Source organism: Pseudomonas sp. GW822-FHT03F08 (genome assembly GCF_058801265.1).
Genome location: NZ_JBXANC010000007.1, coordinates 354,018 through 373,253 on the forward strand (window position 1 = coordinate 354,018; position 19,236 = coordinate 373,253).

The 19,236-nt window shown below is 60.1% G+C and carries 14 protein-coding genes; 8 read left to right on the forward strand and 6 right to left on the reverse strand.

Features of this window, described 5'->3' with window-relative positions; all coding sequences use genetic code 11:
* Positions 1-3: 3 nt before the first annotated feature.
* The gene (locus tag AC1RME_RS19995; protein WP_007911294.1) at positions 4-849 is read right to left on the reverse strand and encodes an AAA family ATPase; all 846 of its coding nucleotides are present in this window, start codon (positions 847-849) and stop codon (positions 4-6) included.
* Between the two features lie 142 nt (positions 850-991).
* The gene (locus AC1RME_RS20000; protein WP_096819373.1) at positions 992-2,068 is read right to left on the reverse strand and encodes a DUF748 domain-containing protein; all 1,077 of its coding nucleotides are present in this window, start codon (positions 2,066-2,068) and stop codon (positions 992-994) included.
* Positions 2,069-2,196: 128 nt separating this feature from the next.
* Between AC1RME_RS20000 and cysK the strand changes: the two genes are divergently transcribed.
* Positions 2,197-3,171, forward strand: a complete 975-nt coding sequence (cysK, locus tag AC1RME_RS20005) for a cysteine synthase A (protein ID WP_102620234.1) — start codon at positions 2,197-2,199, stop codon at positions 3,169-3,171.
* Positions 3,172-3,358: 187 nt separating this feature from the next.
* The gene (locus tag AC1RME_RS20010; RefSeq protein ID WP_096819371.1) at positions 3,359-4,297 is read left to right on the forward strand and encodes an aspartyl/asparaginyl beta-hydroxylase domain-containing protein; all 939 of its coding nucleotides are present in this window, start codon (positions 3,359-3,361) and stop codon (positions 4,295-4,297) included.
* A gap of 251 nt (positions 4,298-4,548) precedes the next feature.
* Here AC1RME_RS20010 and AC1RME_RS20015 read toward each other — a convergent pair whose 3' ends face one another.
* Positions 4,549-5,094, reverse strand: coding sequence for a hypothetical protein (locus tag AC1RME_RS20015; RefSeq protein WP_096819369.1), 546 nt, complete (start codon positions 5,092-5,094; stop codon positions 4,549-4,551).
* A 448-nt stretch (positions 5,095-5,542) separates the two neighbouring features.
* On the opposite strand from AC1RME_RS20015, the gene AC1RME_RS20020 reads away from it, so the two are divergent.
* Complete coding sequence (locus AC1RME_RS20020) at positions 5,543-6,406, forward strand: DMT family transporter (protein WP_096819368.1); 864 nt, start codon at positions 5,543-5,545, stop codon at positions 6,404-6,406.
* A gap of 57 nt (positions 6,407-6,463) precedes the next feature.
* Here the strand turns inward: AC1RME_RS20020 and AC1RME_RS20025 are convergent, their stop codons facing one another.
* Together AC1RME_RS20025 and AC1RME_RS20030 are read right to left on the reverse strand one after the other, a co-directional pair.
* Complete coding sequence (locus tag AC1RME_RS20025) at positions 6,464-7,372, reverse strand: DMT family transporter (RefSeq protein ID WP_096819367.1); 909 nt, start codon at positions 7,370-7,372, stop codon at positions 6,464-6,466.
* Between the two features lie 84 nt (positions 7,373-7,456).
* Positions 7,457-9,082, reverse strand: a complete 1,626-nt coding sequence (locus AC1RME_RS20030; RefSeq protein ID WP_096819366.1) for a methyl-accepting chemotaxis protein — start codon at positions 9,080-9,082, stop codon at positions 7,457-7,459.
* Positions 9,083-9,498: 416 nt separating this feature from the next.
* Here AC1RME_RS20030 and aceK point away from each other — a divergent pair, with 416 nt between their 5' ends.
* From aceK to AC1RME_RS20055, 5 genes are all read left to right on the forward strand, one after another.
* Positions 9,499-11,220: a bifunctional isocitrate dehydrogenase kinase/phosphatase gene (gene aceK / locus AC1RME_RS20035; protein WP_096819365.1), complete on the forward strand. Its 1,722-nt coding sequence runs from the start codon at positions 9,499-9,501 to the stop codon at positions 11,218-11,220.
* A gap of 189 nt (positions 11,221-11,409) precedes the next feature.
* Positions 11,410-15,321 carry an ATP-dependent RNA helicase HrpA gene (gene hrpA, locus AC1RME_RS20040; RefSeq protein ID WP_096819364.1) on the forward strand — a complete coding sequence of 1,304 codons (3,912 nt, stop codon included), beginning with the start codon at positions 11,410-11,412 and terminating at the stop codon, positions 15,319-15,321.
* 212 nt (positions 15,322-15,533) lie between these two features.
* Positions 15,534-16,655 carry a beta-ketoacyl-ACP synthase III gene (locus AC1RME_RS20045; protein ID WP_096819363.1) on the forward strand — a complete coding sequence of 374 codons (1,122 nt, stop codon included), beginning with the start codon at positions 15,534-15,536 and terminating at the stop codon, positions 16,653-16,655.
* An 80-nt stretch (positions 16,656-16,735) separates the two neighbouring features.
* Positions 16,736-17,350 carry an RNA polymerase sigma factor gene (locus AC1RME_RS20050; RefSeq protein WP_102620240.1) on the forward strand — a complete coding sequence of 205 codons (615 nt, stop codon included), beginning with the start codon at positions 16,736-16,738 and terminating at the stop codon, positions 17,348-17,350.
* Complete coding sequence (locus AC1RME_RS20055) at positions 17,344-17,580, forward strand: anti-sigma factor family protein (protein WP_096819361.1); 237 nt, start codon at positions 17,344-17,346, stop codon at positions 17,578-17,580. The genes AC1RME_RS20050 and AC1RME_RS20055 overlap by 7 nt, the downstream gene beginning before the upstream one ends.
* A 135-nt stretch (positions 17,581-17,715) precedes the next feature.
* Here the strand turns inward: AC1RME_RS20055 and AC1RME_RS20060 are convergent, their stop codons facing one another.
* Positions 17,716-19,047: a putative porin gene (locus tag AC1RME_RS20060; protein ID WP_096819360.1), complete on the reverse strand. Its 1,332-nt coding sequence runs from the start codon at positions 19,045-19,047 to the stop codon at positions 17,716-17,718.
* Between the last annotated feature and the right edge of the window lie 189 nt (positions 19,048-19,236).

Genomic DNA, 19,236 nt, shown 5'->3' on the forward strand with positions numbered 1-19,236 from the left:
CTCTTAGCGGGTGCCGCGACGGCTCATGAACGCCAGGCGCTCAAGCAGTTGCACGTCCTGTTCGTTCTTCACCAGCGCACCGGCCAGCGGCGGGATGGCTTTGGTCGGATCGCGTTCGCGCAGCACCGCTTCGCCGATGTTGTCGGCCATCAGCAGTTTCAGCCAGTCCACCAGTTCCGAGGTCGATGGCTTCTTCTTCAGGCCCGGCACCTTGCGCACGTCGAAGAACACGTCCAGCGCTTCGCTGACCAGGTCCTTCTTGATGTCCGGGTAGTGAACATCGACGATTTTCTGCAGGGTGGTGCGGTCGGGGAACGCGATGTAATGGAAGAAGCAGCGGCGCAGGAAAGCGTCCGGCAGCTCTTTCTCGTTGTTGGAGGTAATGATGATGATCGGACGCTTCTTGGCCTTGATGGTCTCGTCGATCTCGTAAACGTAGAACTCCATCTTGTCGAGTTCTTGCAACAGATCGTTGGGGAACTCGATGTCGGCCTTGTCGATTTCGTCGATCAGCAGAATCACGCGTTCTTCAGACTCGAACGCCTCCCAGAGCTTGCCCTTCTTCAGGTAGTTGCGCACGTCGTGGACTTTTTCATTGCCCAGTTGCGAGTCGCGCAGACGGCTGACCGCATCGTACTCGTACAGGCCCTGATGGGCCTTGGTGGTGGACTTGATGTGCCAGGTGATCAGCTTGGCGCCGAACGATTCGGCCAGTTGCTCGGCGAGCATGGTCTTGCCGGTGCCCGGCTCGCCCTTGACCAGCAGCGGCCGCTCCAGGGTGATGGCGGCGTTGACCGCCAGCTTCAGGTCATCGGTGGCGACGTAGGCCTGGGTGCCTTCGAACTTCATCTGCTAATCCTCGAACGGTAACGCCGACCTGAACGGGCAGGGCGGGGGCGAAATAATCGGATGCCCGACTATAACGCGCAGCCCGGTCGACTGTGAACGCAGACGGCTTATTCAGTCTCTGAATGGGGCGTCACATGTTGACTCAACCCGCATCCGGCTTCGGACGCTCATACCGGGCATTGAATGCCTGGATGAATCCATTGCGCAAAATCTGCAAAAACGCTTCGAACGCGCTGATATCTTGCTGATGGACGCTGCCGCTGAGTTCGACCTTGGTTGCGAACTGGTTTTTGGCCTGGTTTTTCAGCACGGTTTCAGTACCGCCGACCAGTGCCTCCCAGACTGAGCGGAAGATGCTTTTGTTCTTGTTTTCCACATCCTGTTGCCAGTTGAACACTTCAACGTCGCGCAGCAACGGCTTGATGTAGCCCGTCAGCTGGGCTTTTTTGGCCTGGGCCTCGATGACCACGTCGCCGTGGCCGGCGTTGAAGTCGAACTTGCCATAGGCCGAGGCAAAGTCGTTCATGCGCTTGAGTTCGAGGTCGCGGGCACGCAGGCGGAACTCGAAGTCTTCGAAGTTGCTCAGCGGGTCGAAGGTGGCGGAGGTTTCCAGTGGCGCCTGGCCCAGCAGCAGGGCCTTGCCTTCGAAGCGGGCATCACGCTTGCCCTGGGTGTCGACGACGTTGGTCAGGTTGTAAATGCTCGCTTCGACGTTCGTAGCGTTCATGTTCACGGGCGGTTTGGAGTTGAAGTTGCGGAAACTGATGCGACCATCATTGATCTGCACTTCGTCGAGAGTGATCGGCAGCAGCTTGCCCAACTGCGCGCGCCAGTCGGTGCCTTTACCGGTCTGGGAGTTCTGTTTGTTGGCACCGCCATCGACGAAATTGACTTCGGGTCTGAAAAACTTCACCTGCGCTACTACCGCGTGGTCGTACCACAGCGAATGCCAACTGACGGACAGATCGATCAACGGTGCATTGACGAAGGGCACCGGCACCTTGCCGTCGACCTTGACGATCTTCAGTCCGTTGATCTTGTACGCACCGCGCCACAGGGCCAGGTCCACATCGGTGACCTGCCCACGGTAGTCGCCCATGTTGGCCAGCTTGTCATTCAGATAGTCGCGCACGAGGTAGGGCAGGGCGATGTGCAGGGCGATCAGTAGCACAACGACAGTGGCGAGGATCCACAACGGCCAGCGGTAGCGACGCTTCATGGCGGCAATTCCCGAACGGTGTTAAGCGATGGACTGCCGCCTGTAGCAGACGTTCGACCCGACTGGACTGGCAGGAGCAACAGGCTTACCTTGGAGAGCTGAATTCAACGCTGCATAAGGACCCAGCCATGAGCCGCATTTTTGCTGACAACGCCCATTCCATCGGCAATACGCCGCTGGTGCAGATCAACCGCATTGCGCCTCGTGGCGTGACCATCCTGGCCAAGATCGAAGGTCGCAACCCGGGCTATTCGGTGAAGTGCCGGATCGGCGCGAACATGATCTGGGACGCCGAAAGCAGCGGCAAACTCAAGCCGGGCATGACCATCGTCGAGCCGACCTCGGGCAATACCGGCATCGGCCTGGCCTTTGTGGCGGCCGCTCGCGGTTACAAATTGATGCTGACCATGCCGGCCTCGATGAGCATCGAGCGGCGCAAGGTGCTCAAGGCGCTGGGTGCCGAGCTGGTGCTGACCGAGCCTGCCAAAGGCATGAAAGGCGCAATCGAAAAGGCCAACGAGATCGTCGCCAGCGACGCGGGCAAATACTTCATGCCGTCCCAGTTCGACAACCCGGCCAACCCGGCCATCCACGAAAAAACCACCGGTCCGGAAATCTGGAACGACACCGACGGTGCGATCGATGTACTGGTGGCGGGCGTCGGCACCGGCGGAACCATCACCGGTGTGTCGCGGTATATCAAGAATACGGCGGGCAAACCGATTCTGTCGGTGGCGGTGGAGCCGGTGTCTTCGCCCGTGATCACCCAGGCGCTGGCCGGCGAAGAGATCAAGCCGAGCCCGCACAAGATTCAGGGCATTGGCGCCGGTTTCGTACCAAAGAACCTGGATCTGTCGATGGTCGACCGGGTCGAGCGCGTGACTGATGAAGAGTCCAAGGCGATGGCCTTGCGCCTGATGCAGGAAGAGGGGATTTTGTGCGGCATTTCCTGCGGTGCCGCGATGGCCGTTGCAGTGCGCCTGGCGGAAACCCCGGAAATGCAGGGCAAGACCATTGTGGTGGTGCTGCCGGACTCCGGTGAGCGTTATCTGTCGAGCATGCTGTTCAGCGATCTGTTCACCGATCAGGAAAACCAGCAGTAAGCGTCCCGTTGATTCAGGTCAGCCAGGGTTCAGGACCGTTATGTTAATTAATGCTTTGTTGCGCAATTCTTAACACTGAATCTTGGGTCGGGCGGGTTTTTCCCGGAGCCGGTAGTGTTTATCATGGCCGGCCGCCATGTCGGGTAAATGACATTGCGTGGCGTTGTCTTTTTTCAAGGAGTTGTTGATGACCTTTTCGTTAGCCGCCAAGGTGTCGGTGTTGCTGCTGTTTGTGGGCAGCATCCTCTACGTGCATTTGCGCGGCAAGGCGCGTTTGCCGGTGCTGCGTCAGTTCGTCAACCATTCGGCGCTGTTCGCTCCGTACAACGCGTTGATGTACCTGTTCTCCGGCGTGCCGTCCAAGCCCTATCTGGATCGCAGCAAATTCCCGGAACTGGACGTGCTGCGCGACAACTGGGAAACCATCCGCGACGAAGCGATGCACCTGTTCGACGAGGGCTACATCCGCGCCGCCGAGAAGAACAACGACGCCGGTTTCGGCTCGTTCTTCAAGAAGGGCTGGAAGCGTTTCTACCTCAAGTGGTACGACAAACCGCTGCCATCGGCCGAAACCCTGTGCCCGAAAACCGTGGCACTGGTCAGTGCCATCCCCAACGTCAAGGGTGCGATGTTCGCGCTGTTGCCGGGCGGCAGCCATTTGAATCCGCACCGCGATCCGTTCGCCGGTTCCCTGCGCTATCACCTCGGTCTGTCGACGCCCAACTCCGACGATTGCCGGATCTTCGTCGACGGTCAGGTCTACGCCTGGCGCGACGGTGAAGATGTGATGTTCGACGAGACCTACGTGCACTGGGTCAAGAACGAAACCGAAAAGACCCGCGTCATCCTGTTCTGCGACATCGAGCGTCCGCTGAGCAATCGCCTGATGACCCGCATCAACCGCTTCATCAGCGCCTGGCTGGGTCGCGCCACCGCACCGCAGAACCTCGACGACGAACGCGTCGGCGGGATTAACCAGGCCTATGCCTGGACCAAGAACTTCAGCGACCGGTTCAGCGGTGTGGTCAAACAGTGGAAACGCCGCAATCCAAAGGCCTACCGCGTAATGCGGCCGGTGCTGGCGGTGGTGGTGTTGACGTTGCTGGGGTATTGGCTGTTTGGTTGAGGCTGAATGCAGAAATGAAAAACCGCTCACTTGAGCGGTTTTTTGTTTTCTGAATCAGGGACGGCCAGCGAGTAAGCTTGGTTCATCGATAGCGGTACCCGTTGCAATGATCTGTAGGAGCCGCCGTTGACTGGCTGTCAGTACAGTCGGATCAGCTTCACCCTTCATTGCGTGCGGTTTTTTCTTTCTGGGGGACTTTTTTATTTCTTTGCGCATGTTCCCACCGTGGTTGATCAATATTTGAGCGTTTTTCACAATACTAGGCTCCCTACTGTTTTGACAAGACGACCATCGTTATCCAGACCGAAGCCGAGCTGTTCGTAAATTGGCACTGCTCCCTGGAATGGCTCTTGAGCCTCGATCAAACTGCTGCCAATGATGCGGGCGTATTGCTCAATAGCCAGAACGGATAACGGTGCAACGCGGTTTTTCAATGGATGAGTTTCTCTTGGCCGCCCCTCCAGTCGTACGATTCGAATGCGTCGTCGACTTTTATTCGGGTTGGCAAAGCAAAGTCCGCACAGTTCAGATTCAAACCAGATTGCGATGTCGAGAGCGAGAGGTTCGCGTGCTTTCCATCCAATGACGTCTACCCATGAAAAGTGCGGGCTCTCCCAACATTCAAAAGCGCTCAGCGCCAACGAGTCGATAGGTTCGAAACGTACTTTCGATAGGTCAAGAGTTGTGGGGCCAGCCATCTCCAGATCAATCTGGAGTTGAGTAGTGGCAGCGCGGGCAAGTTTTCTTGCCTGCGACTTGTACAACTGATACCGCAGATGATTCCGTTCCCTTGGCATGTGATCTCGCGCATTCCATATCCCCATCAATGGTCGTTGCAATTGCAAACGAGCCTATGCGCCTGCCCTCAGCCTGTCGCTACTGGCCCTTTGTCCAACTCATTGCAATCCATGTCGCAGGCTGGTTATAGTCGGCGCTCGTGAGTTCTACGGCTCACCTTTCAACCCTTCAAAAAAGATCAGCCCAATGCCTGCATCCCTCATCAACGCGGTAGTCGATTCAGCGGTCAACGCTGGCGTCGTGCCGTGCGGGAATCAGCAGTCTGTGCAGATCAGTCATTACCCCCCACCTGTCAGTAGCACGCCGGTGTGCGCAGTCGTATCACCGCCGGGCGTTGGCGTTTCGGGCTGATCAGCGTTTTCTGCTGACCCCTGTGCCCGCCTGAAAAAACCTACTGAATTTCAGCTTCGGCTGAGTTGGCTATTTGCCTGACTACAGGTGGTATTCATGTTTGTCCTTTCGAAAAAGTCCGCGCTCGCGGTGGCGTCCACGAGCCTGTTCGTTCTGCTGTGGAGCAGCGGGGCGATCTTCTCAAAGTGGGGGCTGGCCCACGCTTCGCCCTTTGCCTTTCTGCTGATCCGTTTTGTGATTGCCCTGTGCGGGCTGGTGCTGCTGGTGCCGTTGCTCAAGCTGAAACTGCCCAAGGGTGGCAGGCCGATGCTGTATGCGATGGCCACCGGGGTGGTGTTGTTGGGGGCTTACCAGATCTTCTATCTGCTGGCACTGGACCTGAAGGTCACCCCCGGCGTGATGGCCACCATCATGGGTGTGCAACCGATTCTCACGGTGGTGATCATGGAGCGTCAGCGCTCGGCGAGCCGCATTTTCGGTCTGGCGCTGGGACTGGCCGGTCTGATCATGGTGGTCTACCAGGGCATTGGTCTGGCCGGGATGTCTTTGGCGGGAATGCTGTTCGGTCTGCTGGCACTGGCTAGCATGACGTTCGGCTCGATCATGCAGAAGCGCATCACCGACAATCCTCTCGGCACGCTGCCGGTGCAGTATCTGGCGGGGCTGTTGTTGTGCGGGATCTTCGTGCCGTTCCAGCCTTTTCACTTCGAGCACAGCGCCGGCTTCATCGTGCCGGTGCTTTGGATGGGACTGGTGGTGTCGGTGCTGGCGACCTTGCTGCTGTACCGACTGATCGCCCGGGGCAATCTGGTGAATGTCACCAGTCTGTTCTATCTGGTGCCGGCGGTGACGGCGGTGATGGATTACCTGATCTTCGGCAATCGCCTGGCGGCGTTGAGCGTGCTGGGGATGCTGTTGATCATCGTCGGTCTGGTCTTTGTGTTCCGTAAATCGGCATAAGAAACGCGCATGAAAAAGGCCCGGGAGGAAACTCCCGGGCCTTTTTACATCTGCCGATCAGCGAGTCGCGACTTCTACCGGTTTCACCGCCGCCGGCTTCAACACCAGCCACAGCGCAATCGCGATCAATACCCCGCCATACACGTGGGCCATCGACAGCGGTTCATCGAGAAACAACGCGCCCCACAGCACGCCAAACGGCGGGATCATGAAGGTCACCGTCATCGATTTCACCGGCCCGATGGAGCTCAGCAGGCGGAAGTAGATGATGTAGGCAAATGCGGTGCAGCCCAGACCCAGGCCCAGCAGTGACAGCCAGACATTCCAGCCACCCCAGCTCACCGGCGGCTGAGTGATGACGCTGTAGCCGAACAATGGCAGCAGAAACAACGTCGCACCGAGCATGCTGCCCAGCGCCGAAAGACGGCTGTCGAGCCCGCCGGCCTGATCCAGCCAGCGCCGGGCGAGGAACCCGGCGAAGCCGTAGCAAGTCGTTGCGAGCAGGCAGGCAACAGCGCCCATCAACAGCGGCAGGTCGAACGCGACCGGGCCGGCGCGGGTCAGCACGCCCACGCCGAGCAGGCCAAGGAAAACCCCGGCCAGTTTGGCCACCGTGAGTCTTTCACTGAAGAACAGCCCGCCGATCAACACGCCCATCAGCGGCGTGGTGGCATTGAAGATTGCGGAGTACCCGGCCGGCAGCACTTGGGCGGCGACGGAATACAAGGTGGCCGGAACGCCGGAGTTGATCACGCCCAGCAGCATCACGGTCTTGAGTTTGCCTTTGAAATCCCAGCTGATGCGCATCAGGCCTAGGATCACGAGCAATCCGACCGCCGCGATCGAGACCCGGAAAAATCCGGTAGGAACGGTGCCGATCGTGGGGGCGATGATGCGCATGAACAGGAAACTCGCACCCCAGATCGCGGCCAGCGACAACATGCGGAAAATATCGACAGGGCTCACGGGCAACTCCTTCCTTGATGGGGACGAGAGTGTTGCCGAGCGCCCTGACGATGGCAACCGCTAAACGGGCATTTAATTTTCCCGTCAGAGCACGAAGCGCGTCACCAGGCCGTTCAGGTCGACGGCCAGGCGCGACAGTTCCTGACTGGCGGCAGACGTCTGGGTCGCGCCGGCGGCGGTCTGGGTCGACAGGTCGCGGATGGTCACCAGGTTTTCGTCGACTTCCCGGGCCACCAGCGCCTGTTGTTCGGCGGCGCTGGCGATCACCAGGTTGCGCTGGTTGATCTGCGAAATCGACGCGGTGATTTTCTCCAGTGCATGGCCCGCGCTGTTGGCTCGGCGCAGGGTCTGGCTGGCCTGTTCGGCGCTGCTTTGCAACGCGCCGACCGTGGCGCCGGTGCCTTGCTGGATGCTGCTGATCATCAGCTCGATTTCTTCGGTGGAATTTTGCGTGCGTTGCGCCAGCGAGCGAACCTCGTCGGCGACCACCGCAAACCCGCGTCCGGCCTCGCCGGCCCGCGCCGCTTCAATGGCGGCGTTGAGTGCCAGCAGGTTGGTCTGCCCGGCGATGCCGCGAATCACTTCCAGCACCTTGCTGATGTCCTGAGCCTGGGTCGCGAGGCCCTCGGCCTGTTCGGAGGCGCCGAGCACCGCGCTGACCAGTTCCTGAATCGAGTTGATGGTCTCGCTGACCTGCACGTGCCCGTGCTTGCTGTCCTCGTTCGAGGCTTCGGACGCTTCGGCACTGGACACCGCATTGGCCGCGACTTCATCCACCGCCGTGCTCATCTCGGTAACCGCGGTGGCGGCCTGTTCGATCTGGTCGTTCTGCTGTTGCAGGCCGCGGGTGCTTTGTTCCATCACCGAACTCATTTCCTCGGCGGCGGAGGCCAGTTGCTGGGCTGACTCGCTGATGCCGCGGATGGTCGAGCGCAGATTGCCCTGCATTTCAGCCAGAGCGCTGAGCAACTGCGCGGCTTCGTCCCGGCCCTCGCTGTCGATGCGACCACTGAGGTCTCCCGAGGCAATGCGTCGTGCCACGTTCAACGCCTGATTGATCGGCGCGGTGATGCTGCGGGTCAGCAGCCAGGCCAGCAGCAGCGTGGCGATCAGGGCGATGACGATGATCGTGGCGACGATCCACAGCGCCTGCTGGTACATCGCCGCCGCAGACCTGGCAGCGGCATCCGCACCTTGCTGATTGAGGCTGATCATTTGCTCCAGCGTCTTATCGAGTACCGTGCCCTGCGGCGCCAGTTCATTGGTCAGGCGCGCGTAAGCCTGATCGTTTTGCCCGACGTCGATCTGCTTGAGGATCTGGTCGAGGATGCTCAGGTACTTGGCCGTGTCGGCGCCCAGACCTTCCAGCATCGCCCGTTCCTGATCGTTGGCGATCAAAGCTTTATGGTCGTCGAGGCGCTTGAGCAATTCCTGGCGTTGCGCGGTGAGAATGCCTTTGCTTCGTTCGCGAATGGCCGCCTGGGTGCTGGTGATCAGGCGCAGGGATTCGAGGCGGATGCTGGCGATGTTCGCTGCCGCGTCATGGATGCTTTCGATGCTGGGCATCCACGATTCTTCGATCACCGCCGCGCTCTCACGCAGGGTTTTCATCTGACCCAGGCCGAACAGGCCAACCACCACCAGCAGGCTGGCCAGAACGGCAAAACTCAAACTGGCGCGCAAACCTATGCGCAGATTCCGGATAGACATCAATGTGCTCCTTGGGCATTGGGGGAGAGGTCGTCCTCGTGGGCCGAGGATCTTGTTGTGAGGCGGGTGATGGCGGGCTGTATATCAAAGTGCCAGTATCTTGGTAAGGGCCGTTTTGACCGACGCCGCGAGGAATGGACAGGCGTGAACACCTCGTGCAAAGGCGCGGACTAGAGATGTCGTTGATAAATTGGATCCGAAACCCAGAGAAGACGCGGGCTGGCGCCGTGCGGGGGGAAGTGCCGTTCAGGATGTTTATTGACCGAACGGTCGATTCAAAAAACTTTGATAAAAACTGTGTCGTTGTACAACCCGGTCGAGGATTTGGCAGAAATTGCACTTCTCCTGCCCCCGCTTCCGTGGCTAAGCTCAGGCCTTCGAGCGCAGATTCTTCAATTCCCGCAGAGGTCTCATCTATGCCGCAGCAATGGCCAGCCACCGACATCGCCCGCATGATCCTCGATGGCTTTGACGATTACCGCGAGCATTTCCGGCGGATCACCGACGGCGCCCGGGAACGCTTCGAGCAGGCGCGCTGGCAGGAGACGCAAACCGCGTCGGCGGCGCGGATCAACCTCTACGAAGACAAGGTCAACGAAACCATAGCGCGCCTGCGCGAGTATTTCGAGCCGGACACGCTGATGGAGGTCAGTTGCTGGCCGTTGGTGAAAAGCGCCTACATCAGCATCATCGACCTGCGCTTCGACGATGAACTCTCCGAGACCTGGTACAACTCGATTTTCTGCGGCCTGTTCAGCCACGACCTGATCAGCGACGGCTGCATGTTCATCCACACCACCCGGCCGAGCCTGCGTCGCGCACGGGCTGCGCAGACCCGCACCTACAAGCCGCAAGGGCAGTTGTCGGGCATGCTCGCGAGCATCTTTGCCGATTACCGTTTCGGCGAGGCATATGCCGACTTGCCCCGCGACTTGCAGCGTCTGGAAGCGCAACTGCGCGAGAACCTGCCGGACTGGGTGTGCAAGGACCCGGAACTGAGCGTCGAGTTGTTTTCCTCGGTGCTGTACCGCAACAAGGGTGCCTATCTGGTCGGACGCATCTACACCAACGACGATCAGTGGCCGCTGGTGATTCCGCTGCTGCACCGCGAGGGGCGGGGGATACAGATCGACGCGCTGATCACCGACGAAGCCGATGTGTCGATCATCTTCTCGTTCACCCGTTCGTATTTCATGGTGGATGTACCGGTGCCGGCGGAGTTCATCGGCTTCCTCAAGCGCATCCTGCCGGGCAAGCACATCGCCGAGCTGTACACCTCGATCGGTTTCTACAAGCACGGTAAATCGGAGTTCTACCGCGCGCTGATCAACCACCTGGCCAATACCGATGACCAATTCATCATGGCGCCGGGCGTGCGCGGTATGGTCATGAGCGTGTTCACGTTGCCGGGCTTCAACACCGTGTTCAAGATCATCAAGGACCGTTTCTCGCCGTCGAAAAACGTCGACCGCGCCACGGTGATCGAGAAGTACCGACTGGTAAAAAGCGTCGACCGCGTCGGGCGCATGGCTGATACCCAGGAGTTCGCCGACTTCCGTTTTCCGCTGAGCAAATTCGATCCAGCCTGCCTGGCGGAATTGCTGGAAGTCGCGCCGTCCACGGTGTCGCTCGAAGGCGAAACCGTGCTGATCCGCCACTGCTGGACCGAACGCCGGATGACCCCGCTGAACCTCTATCTGGACAACGCCAACGAAGCCCAGGTACGCGAAGCGCTGGAGGATTACGGTCTGGCGATCAAGCAACTGGCGGCGGCCAACATCTTCCCCGGCGACATGCTGCTGAAAAACTTCGGCGTCACCCGCCATGGCCGGGTGGTGTTCTACGACTACGACGAAATCTGCTTTCTCACCGAAGCCAACTTCCGTCATATCCCGGCACCGCGCACGCCGGAGGATGAAATGGCCTCCGAACCGTGGTACTCGATCGGTCCGCTGGATGTGTTCCCTGAAGAGTTTCCGCCGTTCCTGTTTGCCGATGCGGCGCAGCGCAAACTGTTCGATCAGTTGCATGGCGAGTTGTACAACGCCGATTACTGGAAGGGCTTGCAGGAGGCGATCCGGGCCGGAAAGGTTATCGACGTCTTTCCGTATCGGCGCAAGGGCCTCGATAACGAATAACTCTGCGAGCGAACACTCTGTGGCGAGGGAGCTTGCTCCCGCAGGGCTGCAAAGCAGCCCTGGAACCACCTGCCAGTCCGGGCCGCGATTGCTGCGCAATTGAGCGGGGGCAAGCTCCCTCGCCACAGTAGAAGCCAAATCTGCGACAATCGCGTCCTTGCGCCACTAGACGACCGAATTGCGTACCCGATGACCGACGAATCGCCCTCCATCGACAAACTGCTGAAAAACCTCGATCACGCCATGCTCGCCGACCGTCACCGGCTGCGGCGGCAGTTGCTTGAGCTGCGCAAGAAACCCGACGAGGCCAAGCTGGCCCAGTGGGTGGCGCGCATGCAGGCGTCCTGCGATCAAGTGCTGGCGCGCAAGGCTAGCCTGCCGGTGATCCGTTACGACGACAGCCTGCCAATTGCGGCCAAGCGTGACGAAATCAAGAAGGCCCTGGAAAAGCACCAGGTGCTGATCATCGCCGGCGAAACCGGCTCGGGTAAAACCACCCAGTTACCGAAAATCTGTCTGGAAATCGGTCGCGGCCAACATGGCCTGATCGGCCACACCCAGCCGCGTCGAATTGCGGCGCGCAGCGTGGCCAGCCGGGTCGCCGAAGAACTCGGTACGCCGCTGGGGGCGCTGGTCGGCTATCAGGTGCGCTTCGAAGACCAGAGCGACTCCAACACCCTGATCAAACTGATGACCGACGGCATCCTGCTGGCGGAAACCCAGAACGACCGCTACCTCGAACGCTACGACACGATCATCGTCGACGAAGCCCACGAACGCAGTCTCAACATCGACTTCCTGCTCGGTTACCTGAAAACCCTGCTGCCGCGTCGTCCGGACCTGAAAGTCATCATCACCTCGGCGACCATCGATCTGGAGCGCTTTTCCAAGCACTTTGACGATGCGCCGATTGTCGAAGTGTCCGGCCGCACCTTCCCGGTTGAAACCTGGTATCGCCCGCTGACCCTGGAGCAGGACGAAGAGGGCAACCGCGTCGAGGACGACCTGACCGTGGATCAGGCGATCCTCGCCACCCTCGACGAAATCGCCGCTTACGAGCGCAGCGAACGTCGCAGTCCCGGCGACGTGCTGGTGTTCCTGCCGGGCGAGCGCGAGATTCGCGACGCCGCCGATATGTTGCGCAAGGCCCAGCTCAAACACACCGAAATCCTGCCGTTGTACGCGCGCCTGTCGCCGGCCGAACAGCAGCGGATCTTCCAGTCCCACCCAGGCCGTCGCGTGGTGCTGGCGACCAACGTCGCCGAAACGTCGTTGACCGTGCCGGGTATCCGTTACGTGATCGACAGCGGCACCGCGCGCATCAGCCGCTACAGCTACCGCGCCAAGGTCCAGCGGCTGCCGATCGAAGCAATTTCCCAGGCCAGCGCCAACCAGCGTAAAGGTCGTTGCGGCCGGGTCGAGCCGGGTATCTGCGTGCGCTTGTACAGCGAGGAGGATTTCCTCGGTCGGCCGGAATTTACCGATCCGGAAATCCTGCGCACCAACCTTGCTGCAGTGATCCTGCAGATGCTGCATCTGCGCCTCGGCGAGATCACGGATTTCCCGTTCATCGAGCCGCCGGACGGCAAGGCGATCAGCGACGGTTTCAACCTTCTGCAAGAGCTGTCGGCAGTGGATCGCAACAGTCAGCTGACGCCGCTCGGCCGCCAGTTGGCGCGCCTGCCCGTGGACCCGCGCATGGGCCGCATGCTGCTCGAAGCGGCAAAACTCGGCAGTCTGCAGGAAGTGCTGATCGTCGCCAGTGCCATGTCGATTCAGGACCCGCGCGAGCGTCCGCCGGAGCGTCAGCAAGCGGCCGATCAGGCCCACGCCCAGTGGAAGGACATCGATTCGGACTTCGCCGGGCTGGTCAATCTGTGGCGCGGTTTTGAAGAGCAGCGCCAGGCGCTGACTGCCAGCCCGCTGCGCAACTGGTGCCGCAAGAATTTCCTCAACTACCTGCGCTTGCGCGAGTGGCGCGATTCCCATCGTCAGTTGAGCCTGATCTGCCGCGACTTGCAGCTGAGCCTCAATAAAGAGCCGGCGGACTATCCGAAGCTGCACAAAGCGGTACTGGTCGGTCTGCTCAGCCAGATCGGTCAGAAAACCGAGGACGGCGACTATCTTGGCGCCCGTCAGCGGCGGTTCTGGATTCACCCGTCGTCGGGCATCGGCAAGAAGCGCCCGCAGTGGGTGATGACCGCCGAACTGGTGGAAACCACCAAGCTCTATGCGCGGATGGTGGCCAAGATCGACGCCGACTGGATCGAACCGCTGGCCGGGCACCTGATCAAGAAGAACCACTTCGAACCGCACTGGGAGAAGAAGCGCGGCCAGGTTGTGGCGTTCGAACAGATCACGCTGTTCGGCCTGATCGTGGTCGGCCGTCGACCGGTGCATTACGGGCCGGTGGATCCGGTGGTCTCGCGGGAGCTGTTCATCCGCGAAGGCCTGGTGCGTGGCGAGATTCAGTCCCGGGCCAAATGCCTGACGGCCAACAAGCAACTGCTGGAACAACTCGACGAACTGGAAGCCAAGGCTCGCCGCCGGGACATTCTGGCCGACGAGGAAACCCTGTTCGCGTTCTACGATGCGCGATTGCCGGCGGAGATCCACCAGACCGCGACGTTCGACAGTTGGTATCGGGTCAACAGCCAGAAAGATCCGCAACTGCTGATCATGCGCGAGGAAGACGTGCTGGCTCGCGAAGCCAGCGAAGTCACCGCCCAGCATTACCCGGACACGCTGCACATCGGCGACCTGGAACTGGCGCTGAGTTATCACTTCGAACCGAATCACCCGCGTGACGGTGTGACCCTGCGCGTACCGGCACCGCTGTTGCCGATGCTGCCGCCGGAGCGCCTGGAATGGCTGGTGCCGGGGCTGATCGAGGCCAAGTGCATTGCGCTGGTGCGTAACCTGCCCAAGGCCTTGCGCAAGAACTTCGTGCCGGTGCCGGACTTCATCAAGGCTGCGCTGCAACGCATGACCTTTGCCGAAGGTTCGTTGCCGCAAGCGCTGGGCCGGGAGCTGCTGCGCATGACCGGTGCGCGGGTCAGCGACGAAGCCTGGGCGGAAGCTGAGCAACAGGTCGAAAGCCATCTGCGGATGAACCTGGAAATCGTCGACGGCCAGGGCAAGTTCCTTGGCGAAGGGCGTGATCTGGCGGAGCTGACGGCACGTTTCGCCGAAGCCAGCCAGGCTGCATTGGCTGTGCCGCAGAGCGCGAAAAGCCAGCAACCGGTGGAAGCCAAGGTCTTCGCAGCGGTGGCGGAAAAGACTCAGCAGAAGATTGCCGGGCTGTCGATGACGGTCTATCCGGCGCTGGTGGAGGAGGGCGGTACGGTCAAGGAAGGTCGCTTCTCGACCCCGGCCGAAGCCGAGTTCCAGCATCGCCGCGCCTTGCAGCGACTGTTGATGCAGCAACTGGCTGAACCGGCCAAGTTCCTGCGCGGCAAGTTGCCGGGCCTGACCGAACTGGGCTTGTTGTACCGCGAACTGGGCCGGGTCGATGCGCTGGTGGAAGACATTCTGCTGGCCAGCCTCGATAGCTGCATTCTTGATGGCGAAGACCCGTTGCCTCGTGACGGCGCAGGTCTGGCGGCACTGGCCGAGCGCAAGCGTGGCAGTTGGACCGAGCACGCCGAACGGGTGGCGCGTCTGACCCTGGAAATCCTCAAGCTCTGGCACGGTCTGCAAAAACGCTTCAAGGGCAAGATCGACCTGGCTCAGGCGGTGGCGCTTAACGACATCAAGCTGCAGCTCAGCCATCTGGTGTATCCGGGCTTCGTCCGCGAAACGCCGATGCTGTGGCTCAAGGAGTTGCCGCGTTATCTGAAGGCCGTCGAGCAACGTTTCGAAAAACTGGGCGCGCAGGTGCAGAAGGATCGGGTCTGGAGCGGCGAACTCGCCGGGCTCTGGACGCAATACCAGACGCGCGCGGCCAAACATGCTCAGGAAGGCAAACGCGATCCGCAGCTCGAGCTGTATCGCTGGTGGCTGGAAGAGTATCGGGTTTCGTTGTTCGCCCAGCAGTTGGGGACGAAAGTGCCGATCTCCGATAAGCGCCTGAACAAACAGTGGACGCAGGTCGAGGCCTGACCTCCGATCCTGCAAAAGGCGCCAAATGCCAAGGTTTATGGCAAACTTCGCGCCTATAAACGCCGGCCCCGCGGTTTTGAGCCTTGTCAGCCGCGGGTGAGGTCGGAATAAAGCGATGCCAGGTTTTTGCGTCCCCTCTATGGGAATAGACCCTTTGCGTGTTGGCACGTCGGTGCCAGCACTTTCTGCCTGAACAGATTAGAGAAACGACCATGCATAACGTCGTCATCAGCGGCACCGGCCTGTACACCCCGGCCAACAGCATCTCCAACGAAGAGCTGGTGCAGTCTTTCAATACCTACGTCGCGCAGTTCAACGCCGACAACGCTGACGCCATCGCCAGCGGTGAAATCCAGGCCCTGACCGAATCCAGTGCCGCGTTTATCGAAAAAGCCTCGGGCATCAAGAGCCGCTTTGTCATGGACAAGGACGGCATTCTCGACCCTGCGCGCATGGCGCCACGCCTGCCGGAGCGTTCCAACGACGAGTGGTCGGTGCTTTGCCAGATGGCCATCGGTGCCGCCGAACAAGCCCTGCAGCGTGCCGGTAAGACCGCCGCCGACATCGACGGTGTGATCGTCGCCTGCTCCAACCTGCAACGCGCCTACCCGGCCATCGCCATCGAAGTCCAGGAAGCGCTGGGCATCCAGGGTTTCGGTTTCGACATGAACGTCGCCTGCTCGTCGGCGACTTTCGGCATCCAGCAAGCCGCCAACACCGTGCAACTGGGCCAGGCCCGGGCGATCCTGATGGTCAACCCGGAAGTCTGCACCGGTCACCTGAACTTCCGCGACCGCGACAGCCACTTCATTTTCGGTGACGCCGCCACCGCCGTCGTCATCGAGCGTGCCGATACGGCGACGTCGAAACACCAGTTCGACGTGGTCAGCACCAAACTGCTGACCAAGTTCTCGAACAACATCCGTAACAACTTCGGCTTCCTCAACCGCGCAGCGGAAGAGGGCATCGGTGCCCGCGACAAACTGTTCGTGCAGGAAGGTCGCAAGGTGTTCAAGGACGTCTGCCCGATGGTGGCCGAGCTGATCGGCGAGCATCTGGAAGAGAACAAGCTCAACGTTGGCGACGTGAAGCGTTTCTGGCTGCACCAGGCCAACCTGAGCATGAACCACCTGATCGTGCGCAAGTTGCTGGGCCGCGAAGCCACCGAAGAAGAAGCCCCGGTGATTCTCGACACCTACGCCAACACCAGCTCCGCCGGTTCCGTGATCGCTTTCCACAAGTACCAGGACGATCTGGCGGCCGGTTCGCTGGCGGTACTGAGCTCGTTCGGTGCCGGTTATTCGATTGGTAGCGTGATTCTGCGCAAACGCTGAGTCCGTGTTAAAAGATCGCAGCCTGCGCGCTTCTTCGGGAGCCGTCGCAGGCTGCGATTTTTTTTGCCCGTGAGGTATCGATGGCTGCAACGGATGACACTCAATTGCTCGAACGCCTGCTGGCTGGCGAGCAAAAGGCTTTCAAGGAACTGGTCACCACCTACCAGAGCGCCATGCGCGCGGTGGCCTATGCGATTGTCGGCCAGCGCCACGTCGAAGAAGTGGTGCAGGACGCCTGGCTGTCGGTGGTGCGCCATATCGGCAGCTTCGAGGGCCGCTCCAGTCTCAAGACCTGGCTGCTGACCATCACCGCCAACTCGGCCAAGGGTCGCTACAAGCAGAATCGCCGGGAAGTGCTGATGGATGATCTGCCGTCGCCCCACGGCACCATCGACGACGACCGTTTTTCTCCCGGCGACGGTCACTGGCTGGTCGCACCGTTCGCCTGGCATCAGGACACGCCCGAAGCGCTGCTCACCGAAAATGAACTGCGCGAATGCCTGGAGCACACGCTGCTCAGCCTGTCAGAACTGCAAAGCAGTGTGCTGTTGCTGCGCGAGCGTCAGGGCCTGGAGCTGGAAGAGATCTGTAATCTTCTGGAGATCTCGCTCTCCAATGTCCGTGTGCTGCTGCATCGGGCACGCTTGAAGGTCTTCGCGACCGTGGAACATTTTGAGGAGACCGGCGAATGTTGACCTGCAAGGAGCAAGTGGCACGATCCAGCGATTATCTCGATGGCCAGTTGAGCTTTCGCGAGAAGCTGATGGTGCGTCATCACCTGATGTTCTGCCCCAATTGCCGGCGTTTCATTCGCCAGATGCGGCTGATGCAGGCGACGTTGCGCAAGATGCCGGAGAAACCGGAAGGGGATCTGGACGCATTGGCCGAGCGCTTGGCCGAGCAGCGACGAAAAGACAATTCCTGAGGCAAAAAACAGCCCGGCACAACAGCGGCGAACGGATGATGGGGATCGCTGCTGCTGCGCCGGGCTGTAGGAGAAAAGCAGCTTCAAGCGACAAGTGAGGCATTCACTCGCGGCTTGAAGCCTGGCATTGCTGTTTTAGAACTTGGCTTCGGCATCCAGTTGCAGGGTGTTGATGTCGGAGTCAGTCTTCTTGAGGCTGGCGTTGGTGTAGTCCGAGTTAGCCATGAAATACGTGGCGCCCAGGGTGAAGTTCTTGTCCAGCTCGTAGCTCACTTTCAGCTTGCTGCCGCGCGAACCGGTGTAGCCGTTGGCGAAGTCGGAGTCGGTGAAGGCACCCACCACAGCGTTACGCTGTACGTCGCGGTAGTTGTAGTCGATCCCGAAGCCGTAAACCTTGGTCTTGACGCCGGCCAGCCAGCCAGTGTCCTGGTCGTTGCTGGCGTCGTTGTTGTTGACGTACTGACCGTAGATCGACAGCGGTACTGGCAGGTTGGCGACGTCCAGCTGACCAAAGCCTTCATACAGTTTGAAGGTTTCGTTCGGGCTGTTGCCGTTGACGGCCAGGGCGCATGGCGCGGTCACGGTGCCGGTGGTCGGGCAGGCACTGTCCTTGTCGTTGTCGTAGGAATAGATACTGCCGCCCAGGGTCAGTTTCAGGCTGTCGGTCAGTGCGAAACGACCGCCCAACTGGCCGGCGTACAGACGCAGGTCGTGCTTGAACTGCACGCCTTCGCCATCGACGTTGTCCTTGAGGGTGTAGTGACCGGCGCTACCGAACAGCTCGGCGCTGCCGTTCAGCGGGTACTTGTAGGTGACGGCCAGGCCTTCCGGGTTGATGTCGCTGTCCCAGATGATGTCGCCCATGCTCACCCAAGGCTGGTTCATTTTACCGGCGATCAGGTGCAGGTTCTTGATGGCGTCAGGGTGGTAGTCGACGTAACCCTGGTCGAGCCAGATCTGCTTCTTGTCGAAGTAGTTGTTCAGGTCCTGGTTGGTGGAGCGGGCGTCGTCGCTGCTGCCGGTGGCGATACGGATACCGGTGTCCACCTGCGGGTTGATTTCGGTGTAGGCACCCAGACGGGCACGAATGCGCTGACGGTCCTGGTCCTTGGCGTTCGGTACGCCATCGTTCTTGACGGTTTCCTGACGGAAACGCACGTCACCCTTGAACTGGGTCTTGGCAGCCCAGGCCAGTTTCTGGTCGAAGGTGCTCAGTTCGTTGGTTTTCTTCGCGGTCGCCGCGATCTGCTCGTTGGTCTCTTGCTGCGCCTGCTGCGCGATTTGCTGGGCCTTCTGATCCTGGGCCAGTTCAGTTTGCAGTTCTACGTACTGCGCCTGGGTAATGGAACCGTTGGCCTTGAGCATTTCGAGCAGTTTGGCGTCGACTGCGGCACTGGCCGGAACACTCATGGCCAGCAACAGGCCACCGCACAGGGCTGCCGCAGTTTTCGTGGAAGCAAGACGCATAGCAATCTCCGAAGATGAGAGGGATGGCTGAACCATCCTGGGCACAACCGACGATTTGAACGTCGGAAAACTGTGTCCGGGTAGAACCCGGCGCTCTAAAAACAGGCGCCAGTATCGCGATGGTTTATGACAGAGCAGTGGCACGGTGATGGCAGGTTGATGACGATACAAAACTTCCGTGAACTATTG

Coding starts and splice junctions, on each gene's coding strand:
- AC1RME_RS19995 (WP_007911294.1), bottom strand. CDS start 849: ATGAAGTTCGAAGGCACCCAGGCCTACGTCGCCACCGATGACCTGAAG.
- AC1RME_RS20000 (WP_096819373.1), bottom strand. CDS start 2,068: ATGAAGCGTCGCTACCGCTGGCCGTTGTGGATCCTCGCCACTGTCGTT.
- cysK (WP_102620234.1), top strand. CDS start 2,197: ATGAGCCGCATTTTTGCTGACAACGCCCATTCCATCGGCAATACGCCG.
- AC1RME_RS20010 (WP_096819371.1), top strand. CDS start 3,359: ATGACCTTTTCGTTAGCCGCCAAGGTGTCGGTGTTGCTGCTGTTTGTG.
- AC1RME_RS20015 (WP_096819369.1), bottom strand. CDS start 5,094: ATGCCAAGGGAACGGAATCATCTGCGGTATCAGTTGTACAAGTCGCAG.
- AC1RME_RS20020 (WP_096819368.1), top strand. CDS start 5,543: ATGTTTGTCCTTTCGAAAAAGTCCGCGCTCGCGGTGGCGTCCACGAGC.
- AC1RME_RS20030 (WP_096819366.1), bottom strand. CDS start 9,082: ATGTCTATCCGGAATCTGCGCATAGGTTTGCGCGCCAGTTTGAGTTTT.
- aceK (WP_096819365.1), top strand. CDS start 9,499: ATGCCGCAGCAATGGCCAGCCACCGACATCGCCCGCATGATCCTCGAT.
- hrpA (WP_096819364.1), top strand. CDS start 11,410: ATGACCGACGAATCGCCCTCCATCGACAAACTGCTGAAAAACCTCGAT.
- AC1RME_RS20045 (WP_096819363.1), top strand. CDS start 15,534: ATGCATAACGTCGTCATCAGCGGCACCGGCCTGTACACCCCGGCCAAC.
- AC1RME_RS20050 (WP_102620240.1), top strand. CDS start 16,736: ATGGCTGCAACGGATGACACTCAATTGCTCGAACGCCTGCTGGCTGGC.
- AC1RME_RS20055 (WP_096819361.1), top strand. CDS start 17,344: ATGTTGACCTGCAAGGAGCAAGTGGCACGATCCAGCGATTATCTCGAT.
- AC1RME_RS20060 (WP_096819360.1), bottom strand. CDS start 19,047: ATGCGTCTTGCTTCCACGAAAACTGCGGCAGCCCTGTGCGGTGGCCTG.